The organism is Mesotoga sp. BH458_6_3_2_1 (assembly GCF_003664995.1).
In the GTDB taxonomy this organism is placed as follows: domain Bacteria; phylum Thermotogota; class Thermotogae; order Petrotogales; family Kosmotogaceae; genus Mesotoga.
Genome location: NZ_JFHL01000009.1, coordinates 48,788 through 63,976 on the forward strand (window position 1 = coordinate 48,788; position 15,189 = coordinate 63,976).

General features: G+C 47.2%; 14 protein-coding genes and 1 riboswitch. Of the genes, 3 read left to right on the forward strand and 11 right to left on the reverse strand.

Translation table 11 applies throughout. The features are described from left to right. Window position 1 precedes the first annotated feature (1 nt). From Y697_RS06130 to Y697_RS06165, 8 genes are all read right to left on the reverse strand, one after another. On the reverse strand, window positions 2-1,099 hold the full coding sequence (locus Y697_RS06130) for an aspartate aminotransferase family protein (protein ID WP_121550844.1): 1,098 nt from the start codon (window positions 1,097-1,099) through the stop codon (window positions 2-4). A 10-nt stretch (window positions 1,100-1,109) separates the two neighbouring features. Further along, window positions 1,110-2,309 (reverse strand): aspartate kinase, encoded by a 1,200-nt coding sequence (locus tag Y697_RS06135; RefSeq protein WP_121550772.1) that lies wholly within the window; start codon window positions 2,307-2,309, stop codon window positions 1,110-1,112. Then, complete coding sequence (gene dapD, locus Y697_RS06140) at window positions 2,310-3,017, reverse strand: 2,3,4,5-tetrahydropyridine-2,6-dicarboxylate N-acetyltransferase (protein ID WP_121550773.1); 708 nt, start codon at window positions 3,015-3,017, stop codon at window positions 2,310-2,312. After that, the gene (locus Y697_RS06145) at window positions 3,002-3,649 is read right to left on the reverse strand and encodes a 4-hydroxy-tetrahydrodipicolinate reductase (RefSeq protein WP_121550774.1); all 648 of its coding nucleotides are present in this window, start codon (window positions 3,647-3,649) and stop codon (window positions 3,002-3,004) included. The genes dapD and Y697_RS06145 overlap by 16 nt, the downstream gene beginning before the upstream one ends. After that, window positions 3,646-4,527, reverse strand: a complete 882-nt coding sequence (gene dapA, locus Y697_RS06150) for a 4-hydroxy-tetrahydrodipicolinate synthase (RefSeq protein ID WP_121550775.1) — start codon at window positions 4,525-4,527, stop codon at window positions 3,646-3,648. The genes Y697_RS06145 and dapA overlap by 4 nt, the downstream gene beginning before the upstream one ends. Then, window positions 4,497-5,210 (reverse strand): diaminopimelate epimerase, encoded by a 714-nt coding sequence (dapF, locus tag Y697_RS06155; protein WP_121550776.1) that lies wholly within the window; start codon window positions 5,208-5,210, stop codon window positions 4,497-4,499. Before dapF ends, dapA begins: the two co-directional genes overlap by 31 nt. Before the next feature lies 1 nt (window position 5,211). Continuing rightward, window positions 5,212-6,177 carry an aspartate-semialdehyde dehydrogenase gene (locus Y697_RS06160; protein WP_121550777.1) on the reverse strand — a complete coding sequence of 322 codons (966 nt, stop codon included), beginning with the start codon at window positions 6,175-6,177 and terminating at the stop codon, window positions 5,212-5,214. A gap of 81 nt (window positions 6,178-6,258) precedes the next feature. Further along, window positions 6,259-6,425: riboswitch (Lysine riboswitch) on the reverse strand. Window positions 6,426-6,569: 144 nt separating this feature from the next. Beyond that, the gene (locus Y697_RS06165) at window positions 6,570-8,375 is read right to left on the reverse strand and encodes a DUF2207 domain-containing protein (protein ID WP_121550778.1); all 1,806 of its coding nucleotides are present in this window, start codon (window positions 8,373-8,375) and stop codon (window positions 6,570-6,572) included. Window positions 8,376-8,555: 180 nt separating this feature from the next. Here Y697_RS06165 and Y697_RS06170 point away from each other — a divergent pair, with 180 nt between their 5' ends. Then, the gene (locus tag Y697_RS06170) at window positions 8,556-10,001 is read left to right on the forward strand and encodes a radical SAM protein (protein WP_121550779.1); all 1,446 of its coding nucleotides are present in this window, start codon (window positions 8,556-8,558) and stop codon (window positions 9,999-10,001) included. Window positions 10,002-10,017: 16 nt separating this feature from the next. Continuing rightward, window positions 10,018-10,587, forward strand: a complete 570-nt coding sequence (locus Y697_RS06175) for a TetR/AcrR family transcriptional regulator (RefSeq protein ID WP_121550845.1) — start codon at window positions 10,018-10,020, stop codon at window positions 10,585-10,587. A 33-nt stretch (window positions 10,588-10,620) separates the two neighbouring features. Here the strand turns inward: Y697_RS06175 and Y697_RS06180 are convergent, their stop codons facing one another. The 3 genes from Y697_RS06180 to Y697_RS06190 form a co-directional block, all read right to left on the reverse strand. Next, complete coding sequence (locus tag Y697_RS06180) at window positions 10,621-11,457, reverse strand: MurR/RpiR family transcriptional regulator (RefSeq protein WP_121550780.1); 837 nt, start codon at window positions 11,455-11,457, stop codon at window positions 10,621-10,623. Beyond that, complete coding sequence (locus Y697_RS06185) at window positions 11,450-12,439, reverse strand: BMP family ABC transporter substrate-binding protein (protein WP_121550781.1); 990 nt, start codon at window positions 12,437-12,439, stop codon at window positions 11,450-11,452. Before Y697_RS06185 ends, Y697_RS06180 begins: the two co-directional genes overlap by 8 nt. A 90-nt stretch (window positions 12,440-12,529) precedes the next feature. Continuing rightward, a complete protein-coding gene (locus tag Y697_RS06190) occupies window positions 12,530-13,573 on the reverse strand; it encodes a hypothetical protein (RefSeq protein ID WP_259462341.1) in 1,044 nt (347 codons plus the stop codon). A gap of 628 nt (window positions 13,574-14,201) precedes the next feature. Here Y697_RS06190 and rsgA point away from each other — a divergent pair. Next, the gene (rsgA, locus tag Y697_RS06195; protein ID WP_121550783.1) at window positions 14,202-15,095 is read left to right on the forward strand and encodes a ribosome small subunit-dependent GTPase A; all 894 of its coding nucleotides are present in this window, start codon (window positions 14,202-14,204) and stop codon (window positions 15,093-15,095) included. Window positions 15,096-15,189 lie beyond the last annotated feature (94 nt).

Consider the following 15,189-nt stretch of genomic DNA (forward strand, 5'->3'; position numbering starts at 1 on the left):
CTCAACCTCCAAAATCGAGCCTTTCCGTGATCTCGTTTATCTCTTCGATCGTAATATTTAGGGCCGGCAAGAACCTTATTCGCCCACCTGTGACATTGAGAAGCACCCTTCTTTCAAAGGCCAGGGATTTCACCTTGTCCGGATCTTCTGTTGATACTCCTATCATCAGACCCATCCCGCTCACTTCTTTTACCCAGGGAAGCCTCTTCAGGTTCTCCATCAGCTGTGCCCCACATATTCTAACACTTTCTAGAAGGTCGTAATTCATTCTTGACACAACGGAGAGTCCTGCAGCAAGACTGATGGGATTTGGAGCAAACGTCGACCCGTGATCTCCCAGGGCAAATGGCGATAATCCTCTAAAAACAACCGCTCCCAGCGGCAGGCCCCCGCCAACCGCTTTCCCCAGTATAACCATGTCAGGTTCAATTTCGTAATTGTGATAACCGAAGTATTCACCGGTCCTGCACAGACCGCTCTGAATCTCATCGGCAACTACGAGAAAGCCCTTGTCTCTTCTGAGCCCTTCTATAGTTCGAACAAGATCGGCAGGATAAGGCAAGACTCCGCTGTTGCCCTGTATCGTCTCTACGAAAACGGCAGCGATTTCTTCTTCTCTCACTGCCCTTTCGAAATCTTCCACTCGTTTGGGCAGAAAGAGGACATCTTGAAGGAGGGGTTCGAAGGGTTTGCGGAGTTTCTCACTGTGTGTAAGAGAAAGAGCACCCATGGTTCTGCCGTGGAAATTGCCTTCGAATGAGACAAGTTTCCCACTCCTGAGTTTTCTCACGGCCTTGATTGCAGCTTCTGTAGCCTCCGTACCGGAGTTTGAGAAGTAAACTTCACCTTTAGAGCATGAGAAATGAAGGAGTTTTTCACTTAGAGAAATGGCATCCTCATCGATAAAGTAGTTCGAAGTGTGGGAGAAGCGCTTGATCTTCGAGGTAACAGCTTCTACTGTTGCAACATCTGAGTGGCCAAAAGCAAGGACCCCAATTCCGGCGAATGTATCCAGGAACTCTCCCTGCTCTGTTTTTATGTTTATTCCATGTGCACTGACAATTCTAAGAGGAAAAGGTGAATAAACTCTCGAAATCATGCTCATCAACTCACAATTCGAACTCATCGAGCAGAGCCTTCAAGGCTGTGCTTGCCTGAGATTTGGGAACGAGAACGGAAATCTTGATCTCTGAAGTAGTCGTGGCAATGATTTTTACTCCTGCTTTCCCCAGTGCAAGGAAAAAACGGGCAGCCACACCGGAGCTAGACCTCATCCCGACGCCCACTGTCGATATCTTCGCTACATCTTCATCTATTGCAAGTTCCCAGTTATCCACATCGACCAGCACATTCTCGATAGTCCTCTTTATTGCGGCTGGACTGGCTGAGATAACCGTAAATGCTAGATGAATGTAGCCGTTGTCGTTGACTATGGATATCATATCCACGTTGAAACTCGATCCGGCTACCGCCTGGAAGATCTTGCTGATTATCTCGGTGTTGCCGGGGAGTTTGTTAATCGCAATCTTTAGCTGGTTCGTGTCTATTGTCGCCCCGGTCACTACAGGCTGTTCAAGCCATTCGGGAAGCCTGTTCACTACTCTCGTACCCCCTTCTTCGCTGAAAGAAGACAAACAGAGGATCTCTACGTTGTACTTCTTCGCTATTTCAACGGATCTCGAATGGAGGACTTTTGCCCCCAAAGCGGCCATTTCAAGCATCTCGTCGTAAGTAATGTACTCCAGCTTTCGAGCATCTTTGTGAAGCTTGGGATCGCAGGTATAAACGCCTGCCACATCGCTGAATATCTCACATGGGACCCCTGCCTTGGCCGCAATGGCGACTGCAGATGTGTCCGAGCCCCCCCGGCCTAAAGTAGTGAGATTTCCCTCGGTATCGACGCCTTGAAAGCCGGTGACAACTATTGCGTCATGATCCTCAAGCTCGCTGTAGATCTTGTCGAGATTCAGGTCTGCAATTCTTGCATTGCCGAAATCCCCTACCGTCGTTATATCAAGCTGTAAAGCGTTGTGAGAGATAGATTTCACGCCCATTCGTATGAGAACTATCGAAAGAAGAGCTGCAGACATCTGTTCGCCTGTCGAAAGCAGCATCGCTAGTTCTCTGGGATCAGGTTCCTCAGAGAGGTTTTCGGCGAGAGATATCAGGTCGTTCGTGGTCTTTCCCATTGCAGAGACTACCACGATCACCTTCTCGCCAGAATCGACACGTCCCTTGATTCTCTCTGCAACGTTCCGAATTCTTTCGGAATTCGCGACCGATGACCCTCCGTACTTTTGAACGAGCATCTAGTTCTCCCTTATCTCACGAAGTTCTTTAACGAGATTCGTCTTGCTTGCAGTCTTCTCGTCGAACTGCTTTATGACCTTCGCGGGCATTCCTGCAGCAACCGAAAAAGGCGGAACATCCTTAGTTACCACCGCTCCGGCCCCTATGACCGAATTCGTACCAATCCTCACTCCTTCGAGGATAACGGCATTGGCTCCCACAAGCACATTGTCTTCTATAATCACCGGTGTCGCGCTAGGGGGCTCCACAACGCCAGCGACAACGGCTCCAGCTCCTATGTGACAATCGGCTCCAATTATTGCCCTGCCCCCGACTACTACGTTCATATCTATCATGGTTCCTTTGCCAATCACTGCACCGACATTGAGAACAGCTCCCATCATTATGACCGCGTTGTCTCCAATTTCAACCAGATCGCGAATAATCGCTCCCGGTTCGATTCGCGCCCTATACTTCGTTAGATCCGCGAGGGGAAGGGCTGAGTTTCGTGCCCTGATTTCAATGCGGTAGCCAATAATCTTGTCTCTGTTTGCCTCGATTACTCCGTTGATATCTTTCAGATCGCCAAAGAGAATCCCAAAGTCTTTGCCTCCGACGAACTCTACACCCTCAGTTGAAAGGTCGTCCAGCTCCCCGGAGATGTAGCATTTCGCAGGGGTCTTCTTCTTCGAGTCTCTTATCATCTTTATTATCATTTCTGCGTCCATTTAATGACCTCCTCAAAGGAGTAAAACCCCTTTTCTTTATTGGTACAGAACTGAGCTGCCGTTAGCGCCCCGATCGCGAATACTTTGCGGGAGATCGCTCTGTGAGTTATCTCGATAACTTCTCCATCATTAGCAAAGAAGAGAGTATGATCTCCTGGAACTCCCCCGGCCCTCACAGAGTGAATTGGCAAGTCTCTTCCGGTAGATTCCTTCAGCATTAAAGCGGTACCTGAAGGCGCGTCTTTCTTCGCACTGTGGTGTACTTCAATTATCTCGCCTTCGAAGCCTTCAAATAGAGTCGAAAACTCCTTGAGGATCATTCTCAGCAGGTTTATGCCTATAGAGAAATTGAAGCTTTGAACTACAGGGACCTTTTCGGCAAGCTTCTCCAGATCTGAAATGTCAGATTGACGAAGAGCAGTCGTCCCAATGACCAGACCTGCGCCAAATTGATCTGTCAGATCGATTGTGGTTTTCAAAACTTCACGATTCGAGAAATCAATGATAACCTCTGGTTCGCCATGTCTAAAGATACCTTCATCATTAACTTCTAGAACGAGTTCGTGGTCTCTAAATACTTCAATAACTTCTTCTCCCATCCGCCCCGAAGAGCCAACAACTCCATACTTCACAGCACACCACTCTCTTTCATAGCCCTTTCGACAACCGTTCGATTCGCATCGGAGAGGTCGTAAAGAGGCAAGCGAAGTTCATTCCGACAATATCCCATTAAGCTCAGGGCATACTTAACGGGTATGGGATTCGATTCGACAAAGAATGCTTTCATAATCGGGAGAAGCTCTAGATGCAAGTCCCTGGCACTCTCGAGGTCGCCGCCGAGAATAGACCGGATCATCGAAGAAGTCTTCAAAGGGGCAGCGTTAGAAATAACAGAGATTACACCGTCGCCGCCACTACTGCAGAGATGAAAGGCCTGATCGTCGTTTCCCGACCAAACCTTGAGATCAGAATGATTTGCCTTCAACCTGGAAAGAAGGTAGTCAACATTATACTGGTCTCCACTTGCCTCTTTCACTCCGACAATGTTATCGAAATCCAGACACCTGATAATCGTATCAGGAAGCATGTTGGTTCCCGTTCTTCCCGGAACGTTGTAAATTATCACAGGTCCTTGTACACGTGTCGCTATCTCTCCAAAGTGCCTGTAAAGACCTTCCTGGGTTGGTTTGTTGTAATAGGGGACCACTACCAGTACGCCATCGGCACCCTCATCGAACGCTTTTGTTGACATCTCGACGGTCTTTTCCGTCGAATTGGTGCCCGTCCCCACAATCACCGGCACAGTCCCATTTGCCTCATTAACGGTTATCTTTATCAGTTGAGTACGTTCAAAATCACTTATCGTTGGGGATTCCCCGGTCGTCCCAAGGACTATAAGCGCCTCAATTCTGTTCTCAAGCTGGAATCTAATGAACCTCCCGAATGCATCGAAATCTACATCGCCGTCCTTGAAAGGTGTTATAACCGCAGTTCCAGTTCCTCTGAACATTTCTCTACACCTCCTCCTAGAAAGGCAGCCCCATCTCTGAAGATGACAGTAAGAACGCCTCCATTGGCCTGCAATACTATCTTCTCACTGCCCGTCCTTCTGCTTTGAATCCATGCAACTGCTGTCGCACCGCTGCCACAGGCGCCCGTCTCTGCTTCGACTCCTCTTTCAAAGGTTCTTATTCTAAGCGTACCGTCTTCCAGGACGTTGAAGACGTCTATATTTGTGTCGTACAGGTGCCTGAGAGGAAGAAGTGCGTTCCAGTCGATATCCTGCGTGTCCCCCTCTATCACAAGATGAGGCACGCCGACAACTACAATCTCTCCGCGAAATTCTTCCTCCTCGAAACTTCCAAGGAATTTAGGCGATGGCATCCTCACGCTGACATCATCATCCACAACGCCCAATAGACTTCCCGAATAAGAGGAAAACTCGACCTTATCTCGGGCTTCTTTTTCGTGAATAAAGTGTACGAAAGTCCTGGCTCCGTTTCCGCAAAAGGCAGCCCTATGACCATCACGATTGAAGTAATCCATGAAGTCTCTTTCCACAAAGATCGCACCATCTCTGTCGTTAACGTACTTGAGAACGAGATCGCGCTTCCCTTCATCGCTCAGCTTCGTATCTCTCGAATCGACTACAAGAAACGTGTTTCCAGTCGCAGAGTAAAATGCACCTTTCATCTCAAGTACCTCCCAAATGAGTTTTCATGATTCTTATTGCATTTGTTGCCGCTCCCACCCGAATGTTGTCGGCTATGTTCCAGAAAAGGAAACGGTTGTCGTCAAAGCCTCTCAGACGCGACACGAACACTAGATCTGAACCGGCTACTTCGATTGGGGTCAGTCTTTCTTCGCTGTAAACTACGTCTTCTGAAGACTCTATCTCTCTTATAAGATCCTCCAGTGAAAAGGGGCGGACCGTCTCACAGAAGACGGATTCAGAATGGCCGTAAGCAACAGGGACCCTAACAGTCGTAGGCCAGACAGATATCGAATCGTCTCTGAAGATCTTTCGAGTTTCGTGAACCATCTTCATCTCTTCGGTAGAAAAGTTTGAATACAGCAAATCCCCGATTACGGGAACGACATTTCTGTGTATCTGTCTCACAAAGACCGAAGGCCGAATGTCGCCCCTCTCCTGCTCTTCAAGCTCTGCTATTCCCTTGTTGCCCGCCCCTGAAACAGCCTGATATGTAGAGACTACAATTGTCTTTATCCCGTAGCTCTTGTGTATTCCGCTGAGGGAAAGAACCATCTGTATGGTCGAACAGTTTGGGTTCGCAACAATACCGCAGTATCCCTTCAGAAGATCCCCGTTGATCTCGGGTACTACAAGCGGAATCTCTGCGTCACTTCTGAAAGCAGATGAGTTGTCTATAACGACGGCTCCTCTTTCCGCGGCTATTGGCGCATATTGCTTCGAAACGGAAGCTCCGGCCGAGAACAGAACATAATCGTAGCCTTTATCGAAGGAAGCCTCGCGAAGCTCCTTGACTTCCAGATCCCTGGACTCAAACTTGAAATGCTTTCCTTCACTGCGCTTCGAGGCAAGTAAATCAATCACTTTCGGTGAGATCTTCTCCTCTTCCAGCTTCCTTAACATCATTCGGCCTACTTCCCCGGTAGCGCCAACTATTGCAAGTCGCACTTAACCACCTCCTGAAAAAAAGAAAAAGTGTTCCCGAAGAAAACGGGAACACTTCAATGGTTTGAAATAATGTCCTATTCCAAACCCACCGGCTCTCCACGCATTCTTCGTGACAGTCATACAGGTCTTTCCTGTATGCCCAGAAGTCGGTCGCTGGGGCTTCCGCCTTCTTCGGCACCCTCGCCTTTCGATCCGTTCCAATCCCCTGATGAACGTCTACTGATCTCGGGTGCTCCTCCGTTGGGTAACTTTCGATTGATTATATCACGCTGCTATTCTGATCAAGGCCCACTATGAAAACAACACGTAAATTGATCATCTCATTTGCGGTTATCGTTCTATCTTCTTCTCTCACCTGAAGAAGAAATGAGGGCTCGGCAATCTAAGACGCTCTAGAAGCCTCCCGTTCCTCCCCCGCCTCCTCCTCCGCCGGAGCCTCCGCCGCTAAAACCTCCCCCACCAGAACCACTGCTGGATGCAGACGAGGCGGCTCTTGTAAGACCGGTAAAGGAACTGACGGCGTATGCCGTGACAGGATAGTAGATATACGGATGCCTGCTCTGTTCTCTCCAGACATCTTCCGGGACTATCTTGTTTAGGTTCTTCCTCACGGTATCGGCAATTCCGAGGGCCGTTGCAAATACGAGATACTCTTCCCACAGGATAATAGATTCAGGGGGCTTCTCATTTAGCAAGGAGTAATCCTCCAGGTACTTCTTCAAGCCAAGCCACCGTAGATAGAAAAGCCTCCCGTCTTTCGTCCATCTTCCGAATACATCCTTCGGCATGAAAATCACAACCCAGCTAACTATCCAGATCCCTCCAAAGAATGCGTAGGAGAAGAGTCGCATTGGTGAAAGATCAGATTTTGAATAGAAGAAAAGTAGGATGATGCAGACAACGAGCATCAGGAAGGAGTAGCCCTTGGCAATCGCATTGCCTTTGAGGTCAATCAAGTGCATTCTTCTGACAGTATCGTTGACCTTATTCTTGTATTTTGAGAATTCGCTGGTAAAGAGACGGGCCTTTGATTGCTTCTTCGTAACCTGCTTCTTCACGGCAGTAAAATCAAACACATCTCCTTCGTCGTATTTGTCAAGAAAAGAGAGGAAGGCAGCTTCGGTAGGGCGTAGCTTTGAGTTGTCTCGATTCTTTATAATTATTCCTTCGACTTTTTCGCCCTTTCCTTTCTGAAAATCGATAAGTTCCTTTCTATACAACTCCATAATTGTTGAGCCTATTCCGTCGTTGTCTACCATTCCAGCCATGTTCCTTACTGCCGCGTTTATTACGTCGGGAGCATCGCCTGTTGGTAAGTCTCTCTCATACTCTGCATAATAGCCAATATCTATCTCTCGCCCGAATTTCCTGTGCGCAACTATCAACACAAATGGTGTCAAGAAACCTACCACTATTGGAATTATCCACTTTCCAAAGAGAACCGTTGTCTCTGCCTTTCTTTCGGCTCCTTCTATGAAGTTCTGATCGAAGGCTCCACCTAGAGCGATGTTTCTCATGTTCATCGCATTTGCTTGTTCCTTTGGAATGACTGCCCTGAACTCGACGTATGTCCAAGGTGGAATGTTCGTTGCTCTCAAATCAAACACGTTTCCACTACGATCTAACTCAACAGGGGGATGTGTATAGAACTCCAGTATATCTAACTCTTGAGGGAATATTACTCTCGCAGTAATTTCGCCGACCCAACTGCTCGTGTCCTCACCCCAGATTTTTCTGAAGATCTGAGCGATGTCTGTTCCCGCTTCGACAGCTCTACGAACGGTGTACTTGTAAGTAACGCTTACTCTTTCCTCTCCTTTGACCGGAGTAACACTAGAAGAGTTATACGGAACAAACCAGATCCTAACCGATCTGGCATTTTCATCACCCATGGATTCTATGTATTTGATCTCCTTGCCCACAGCAGTAACTTCAATAGAGCTGTACTGACTTCCTGCCCTGTCGGCAGGCAGCTCTCTGTAAATTCCTCTGTAAGCTTTGTTGAATTTGTAATCGATAGTCTCGGTAACTGTCAGGAGACCGTTCTGGTCTATCTCCATCAAGACATTCGCCTTCTCGATCGATGTTATGGACGAAAAAGAATCAGCAATTCCGTCACTGAAGATCAGTATCGCCACTGCCCACGTAATTACACCAACTATGATACCCGCGATGACCCTAAAGACGATCTTCTTCACTCAGCGCCACCTCCCTTTATTGCATTTTACACTATCGTACCTAGATTAATTGGAATGAGCTGGCCTGCGTCAGCAGACTGTGCACGTTACAGAATATTGGTACAAAAGACAATGAAGTGTAGCATTGAAGGTTTAGTATTTTACCGACCGGTAAGTAAAAATCTATTGGGGGTGTTATTCATGGGTATTGTAGAAAGCATGAAGGCTTCAATGCTGAGACAGGCAGGGAAGTATGTGGGTTCACTCGTCAGAAATTCTTCAACTGAAAACATCGGAAGGCTCTTTGGCACAGTTGCGGCTCTGACGAAGGAGCCGACAAAGAGTGGATTGAAAAAACTGACTCAGATGGCAAAGGAAGAGCATCCAATGATCGTTTCCTGGCAGAATGTCTTTAAGAGATCCAGTCCAAAGGCAGTTGAAAAGGCTATGACAAATCTCGTTGTCAATGAGTTCGCCCTTGGCGAGAAGATTCGTCAGGAGAAGATGCTCGAGCACGAAGTTGTAATTCCCAAGCTCGTAGTAATAAGCCCAACTTACGCTTGTAATCTAAACTGTGTCGGTTGTTATGCTGGTCTCTACGGTAGAAAGTACCAGCTTTCAAAGGAAGAGGTCAGTTCTATAATCCGGCAGGCAAATGAACTGGGGATTTACTTCTTCATCATCACCGGCGGTGAGCCGTTTGTATGGCCGCATCTTCTCGAGATCTTCGAGGAGTTCAACGATTCTTACTTCCAGGTCTACACCAATGGTACTCTAATTACAAAAGAAGTGGCACAGAAATTGGCTGAACTCGGCAATGCCACTTTTGCAGTCTCCGTTGAAGGTTTCGAAGGCGAGACCGACTGGAGAAGAGGACGCGGTGTTTTCCAGAAAATTAAGCAGGCTTGGGCAAATCTGCGAGAAGCCGGAGTCATTTACGGTACTTCGGTTACCGCAACCAGACTGAATCACGAAGTAATGATGAAGGACGAGTTCTGGCAGTTCTTGAAGGATGAAGGCGTATCTTACGCCTGGGTCTTCCAGTTTATGCCAGTGGGCATGAATCCTTCGATGGATCTCGTACCGACGCCTGAACAGAGGTACGAGCGATTCTTCAAGACTGAGCAAGAGAGGCTTGGCGGAGACTTTGCATTCGTTGCAGATTTCTGGAATCACGGATTCCTTACGAATGGCTGTCTTGCAGCCGGCGCAAAGTATTTACACGTTAATGCAAAGGGTTACGTTGAACCTTGTGTCTTCCAGCAGTTTGCGGTTGACAGTATAAGAGAGAAGAGTCTTCTAGAGATTTTGAAGTCTCCGTTCTTCACGGCATACAAGAGAATGGTGCCCTACAGCAATAATCTCTTCAGACCCTGTCCGATCATTGACAATCCCAAGGTTCTCAGAGCCATGGTGAACAAGTTCAATGCGATCCCACAGCATGATGGAAGCGAAAACGTTGTCACAGAGCTTGCCGGACAGCTTGATGAACTTGCAGCCGGCTGGAAGGAATACGCCGATAAACTGTACTACGAGGAAGGCTTTGCCGAGACCCACCCGGCCCACAGAGGGGTTTACGATTTCGATGTTAGAATGAGAAAGTACGCTAACAACGAAGAAAAGCTTGCTATAGACAAAAAACCTTGAGGGGACGGTGGATCCGGTGCGAGCGAAATTGTCTTCTAGAGAGAGGATTATAAAAGCCGCCCGGAAGGCCTTTGCGGAAAGAGGTCACGACGGCGTAAGCATGTCTGAGATTGCCCAGATGGCTGGGGTGAAAAAGGCCTTAATATACTATTACTTCCCCAGCAAAGAGGACTTATTTTATGAAGTCTGGCAATACTCGATAGACGAACTTGAAGATCATGTCTTTTCGGAAACCAGAAATGAAAATGTTTATGTGTCGAAGCTCAAGAGGATTCTCAGATCGTACATTGATTTCATAACCAATAAGAATGAGATCAAGAAGATCATGGATCAGGAGAGGGCGAACCTTAGCAGGGAGGACAATGAATCCTGGAAGAGGGTAAGAGACAGGTACCAGCTTCTGAAGGAGAAGCTGTCCTCAGCGATAGACGAAGCAAAGAACGCTCAGGAGATTTCTAAAGACGTGGATCCCGACAGCGCTGCAGACCTCATATTGAATGGTTTCAGCGTAACGGAAGACCCGAACGGGCTAGAAAGTATTAGAGAGATAATCTGGAGGGGCTTGGTCAGCAACTCCGGTGAATGAACCCGATAGTCGATGAGAGGGACTTGGTCCCTCTCATTTTTTTATTCCTCTTCTCTTGAAATCAAGAACTTCTCGAAATCTCGAGTACCTTTCTTCGAACCTTCCGCCTGAGATTTGGAGAAACTTCATGTACAGCACATCTACAATCATCAGCTGGACGATTCGAGTGACGAGGCCGCCTTCTGGAAATACCAGTTTCGAGTAATAGCTTTCCAGGTTGATGCTCGAATAATTGCTTAGCTTCGATCCGGCAGGAGTTATCGTAACCACAGAGGCCCCAGCCTTCTTTGAAAATCTCAAGGCATCCATAAGGTCAACGGAACTTCCTGTACTTGAAATGGCGACTACTGCAGAATTACTTTCCAGACTGTAAGCAGAGATCATCTGCTCGTACCCATTTTCGATGAGCTGTACTCTCTTCCCACTTTGAAGCATCTTTAGATAGAGGTCGTGCCCGGCGATAGCGTCAAAGCCAAAGGCATAGATGTCAATTATTTGAGACGAGGAGAGAACTCTTGCTGCCTCTTCTATTACTTCCTCGCTAACTCGACTATAGGCCTCTCTGATTGTCGTTGAAACGAGTTCATCATATGCTTCTAAGTCTTCGATCAACACGGATGACTTTTCCCTCTGGACCAGTATGTTGAGCTCACTTGCGATCGCCAACTTCAGTTGCGAATAGCCGGTGAACCCGAGCTTCTTAGCAGCCTTAACGATCATCGACGGGGAGATCTCAAGTCGAGCTGCCAACTCATGAATTGAGAATTCCAGAGATTGCTCCGGATTATTTATAACGAAGCTTACAATCTTTTCTTCCGTCTCGGTCAGTAGATGAAGTGCTTCGTTGTAGGACTGCAGAAGGCTACTCATTATCAGCGGGAATTCCCTTCTCCTTCACTCTCTCAAACCAGTTAGCGAGCTCGCTTCGAATCTCTTCCGGAACATTGGACAGAAAGTTAGGATCATCGTGTGTATAATCTATCATTCCGTCGGAAATCCCGACCCTCTTTGAACTGCCAAACGGCAGCTGCCCTTTGCTTGCCTGGATTATTGTCTCCTTCACAAGGAGATCTATATGCTTCAGAAAGCTCGCCAATATAACAGTGGGATTCATCGATATGAGATTTGAGTCGACCGTAATCACATACTTACCCCTGACAGATGCCTCCTCAATCACTCCAACGCCGCTTCCTCCGGCAATTGAAAGAATTACGTCCACACCTGCATCAAACTGTTTTGCAGCCAGCTCGCTCCCTCTCGAAGGGTCGGACCAGCTTCCAACAATGCCGAAAAGTACATCAATCGAGGGATCGACAGTCGCCACTCCCTTCTCGAACGAAGGCCTCATCACATTGGTCATTGCGGGGTACGTATCCCCTGCAACGAGTCCAACCATCTTCTCCTTGTTTGCTCCAGGCATCCGACTAGAAGTGACAAGACCGGCAAAGATCCCGGCTAGAAAGGTCATCTCATCATCTTTAAACGCGACTGAATATGTATTTGGAGGTGAGTTCTCAATCATTCCGTCAAGAAGCGCAAACTTCTGATTAGGGAACATATCGGCAACGCGTCTCACACTTGCCGGCATTCCCTCCGTAAAAGTCATAAGAAGATCATACTTGTTCAGAGCAGCGAGACTGGTTAGAATAGATTCCCATTTTGACTGGTTGTATCCACCTTCGACGATCTTAATCTCGATCTCCTCAGACTCAATTTCGAGGGCACCCTTCTGAACGAGCTCATAGATCGCGTTTCCGCCGATTTCACCCGTGATTAGAATGGCAACGCTGAATTTGGCGCCTGCGAGAGTGGCAATCATAACCATCAGCAAAAGCAAGAATAGTCTTTTCATCTTTTCACGCTCCCAAAAATCTCCTATGAATAGATTATAGTTCTTTCGAACTAAATTCTCAAGAGCGAGAATAATATTCCTGATATCGTCTCACATTGTGGGTGATGAGTCCGGGGTAGGCTTCTTCATGACGAAGCCGTCGTACTGGTTGATGTTCTGATCAAGGAGCTTTACCATCTCAGTAGCGTCTATAAGCCAGTGCAGCGAAAAACCTTCGACAAGCTCGGCGACTCGGCCTCTGATTTCCTCAAGATCCTGACCGGCCATATATGAATGATAAGCATAAGACCATACGTGAGGGGTTCTTGGGCTGGATAGTTCGATTCTCTCCAAGTCGTCGGAAGCCAAGATAGAGTAAACCTCAGCATAATCACCAGGGCTATCCACTTGCCACCCGTTTTCCGTCCATCTGAAGAAGCGTTTGAAGACGGATAATTCTGTCGCTTCATGGGCCTTCACCATGTGATCGTCAACAACCATGAGCTCTGCAACTCCATCGCAGTCAAGATCTATGACATTATTCGTTCTCTTTGGATCTATTGCCACTGTCAATGAGTAAACTTTGGTGTCGATTACGGTAATATAGTAGGCTCCCAGGGGTGCAGAGTAATCATCGGTAAGAAATCTGAATATTGTGGTCTTCTGTCCGGGGTAGGGCACATCGTGGACAATAACGGGTGTCATTATCGTCTTGCCCGCAAGAGTATCTACTACGACCCCCTCCTTGTAGAACTTGACAACATCTGAGATGCCCATTACGGGATCACCAGACTGAAACTCGAACGTGACTCTCCCTGGAAGAAGCCCACTGGTGTATTCCTCGTACTTCCACAGTGCCGTACTTTCGAGAGTCTCTCTATCAAGGGAAGAAGCGTCGACTGTCACATTAGGCGTTTCCACCTCGGTCAGATTGCCCGTGCTTGCCGGAGTGGGAGGAATTGGTAGAGAAGGCGTGATTTCTTCTGCGGGATTCTCATCGAAGAAGCCGTCAAGATTGAAGAGATCGTCAAAAGAATCCATAGCAAGAATCTCTAGTGCCATATCTTCGAAAGAATTCGTGACAGTAGCATCAGAAGAGTCTGAATTATCGCTGTTCCCCGCCAGACTTGTAATTGTTATAAGGACGAACATCATAAAAGATAAATAGTGAAATAAATGCCTTCTCATACTGTCCAATCACCCACATGGCAATTATACGCTATTTTCAGAAACACGAAGCTCATGTTTTGGGGCAGCAAAGACTGGAAGTCCTTCGTTCCAAAGCAAAATCGGTTCATCGTTTCCAGTTAAGATCAAGAACCAATAGCAAGACGTCGAATCACGGCCCAAAGTGACGGGTAGTAACTCTCCTCGGATAGCCTAACATCGTCATTCCGGGCTTGACCAGGAATCTCTCATTAAAGCTGTGGAGATTGTATATGATAACGCTTCTGAAGGGAAAGAGTATCTTCTTTCAAGAACGAAAAACTGCTCTTCATTATCGGTTACCATTAAGAACCAAGAGTAAGATGCCGCATAGATCGTTATGGATCATAGACTTTTCAAAAGACCCCAATGTGTAGTATGATTAGTTGTTCTATGAAGGAGGTGGTGTTCATGGTAGATAACTTCGATGATTTCTTTAACCCCATGGGTTCTTACACCGCGCTTCTTCTGGAATCTAATTGCTGAAAGGCAATTTATTCCGATTATTCGACCACGGCGGTAAGAACCCGTGGTTTTTTTCTTTCTTTAAACCAACTCGAATAATTGGAGGTAAATCATGAATGGTGAGGTAACTAATGTTCAGAAAGGCATGATAGAAGTAAGATCTGAGTCAGGCGAATTCTTTCGCTGTCTTCTAAGAGGAAAGCTTCTTCAAAAGGAAAGAACAGAAAAGAACGTTGTTGCCGTTGGCGACAGGGTGTTTTTCGAAAAGCTTCAGAAGGACCAGGGAATAATTACCGAGGTTCTTCCCCGTGACAAATGTCTTGTCAGGAAAGGGGCAGGCAAAAAAGGGAGACATCTCCATCAGGTTATCGCCGCAAACGTCGATCAGGTTATTATTGTCGTGGCGATAAAGGATCCCCCTTACCATAAGAGCTTGATCGAAAGGTACATTACTGCAGCGAGAGGTTCGGATCTTGACGTCATAATTGTTTTCAACAAAGATGACCTGGGCCTATCTGAAGAAACGAAAGCAGACATCCAGAAATATCGTGATCTTGGATACCGGGTCTTTCTTACGAGTACCTTCTCCGGAACTGGCATAGAAGAGGTCAACTCGGCTCTTCAGGGGAGGTCTTCGGTGCTGGCAGGAAGTTCCGGTGTCGGAAAATCCTCTCTAGTGAACGCGATTTGCAGTTCAAACGTTAAAACCGGCGAAGTAAGTGACTCCACACACAAGGGGAAGCATACAACCACTTCCTCTCAGGTGCATCTTCTTCCTTATGGAGGGAGAATTATTGATGTTCCCGGAATGAGAGAGTTTGCAATAAGTGGAACGGAAGGTCTTGACGAAGCATTTGATGATATAGTGGAACTTTCCGCAAAGTGCAGGTTCAGAGACTGCACCCACACCGTCGAGCCGGGATGCGCGGTTCGCGAGGCTGTAGCCAACGGAATTCTCGACAAAAGAAGACTTCGAAACTACCTGAAAATTAAGACTGAAGAGTAAGGCCCCGGTTCTCCGGGGCTTTTCTTTCGTTCTATGTAATACCGTAAACAGCGGTCACTTTGTCATCTCGGCAGATGCTTTAGGAAGTTACTCG

Bases quoted from the DNA above. Each gene is read 5' to 3' on its own strand.
- Y697_RS06130 (WP_121550844.1), bottom strand. From the start codon at position 1,099: ATGATTTCGAGAGTTTATTCACCTTTTCCTCTTAGAATTGTCAGTGCA.
- Y697_RS06135 (WP_121550772.1), bottom strand. From the start codon at position 2,309: ATGCTCGTTCAAAAGTACGGAGGGTCATCGGTCGCGAATTCCGAAAGA.
- dapD (WP_121550773.1), bottom strand. From the start codon at position 3,017: ATGGACGCAGAAATGATAATAAAGATGATAAGAGACTCGAAGAAGAAG.
- dapA (WP_121550775.1), bottom strand. From the start codon at position 4,527: ATGTTCAGAGGAACTGGAACTGCGGTTATAACACCTTTCAAGGACGGC.
- dapF (WP_121550776.1), bottom strand. From the start codon at position 5,210: ATGAAAGGTGCATTTTACTCTGCGACTGGAAACACGTTTCTTGTAGTC.
- Y697_RS06170 (WP_121550779.1), top strand. From the start codon at position 8,556: ATGGGTATTGTAGAAAGCATGAAGGCTTCAATGCTGAGACAGGCAGGG.
- Y697_RS06180 (WP_121550780.1), bottom strand. From the start codon at position 11,457: ATGAGTAGCCTTCTGCAGTCCTACAACGAAGCACTTCATCTACTGACC.
- Y697_RS06185 (WP_121550781.1), bottom strand. From the start codon at position 12,439: ATGAAAAGACTATTCTTGCTTTTGCTGATGGTTATGATTGCCACTCTC.
- Y697_RS06190 (WP_259462341.1), bottom strand. From the start codon at position 13,573: ATGATGTTCGTCCTTATAACAATTACAAGTCTGGCGGGGAACAGCGAT.
- rsgA (WP_121550783.1), top strand. From the start codon at position 14,202: ATGAATGGTGAGGTAACTAATGTTCAGAAAGGCATGATAGAAGTAAGA.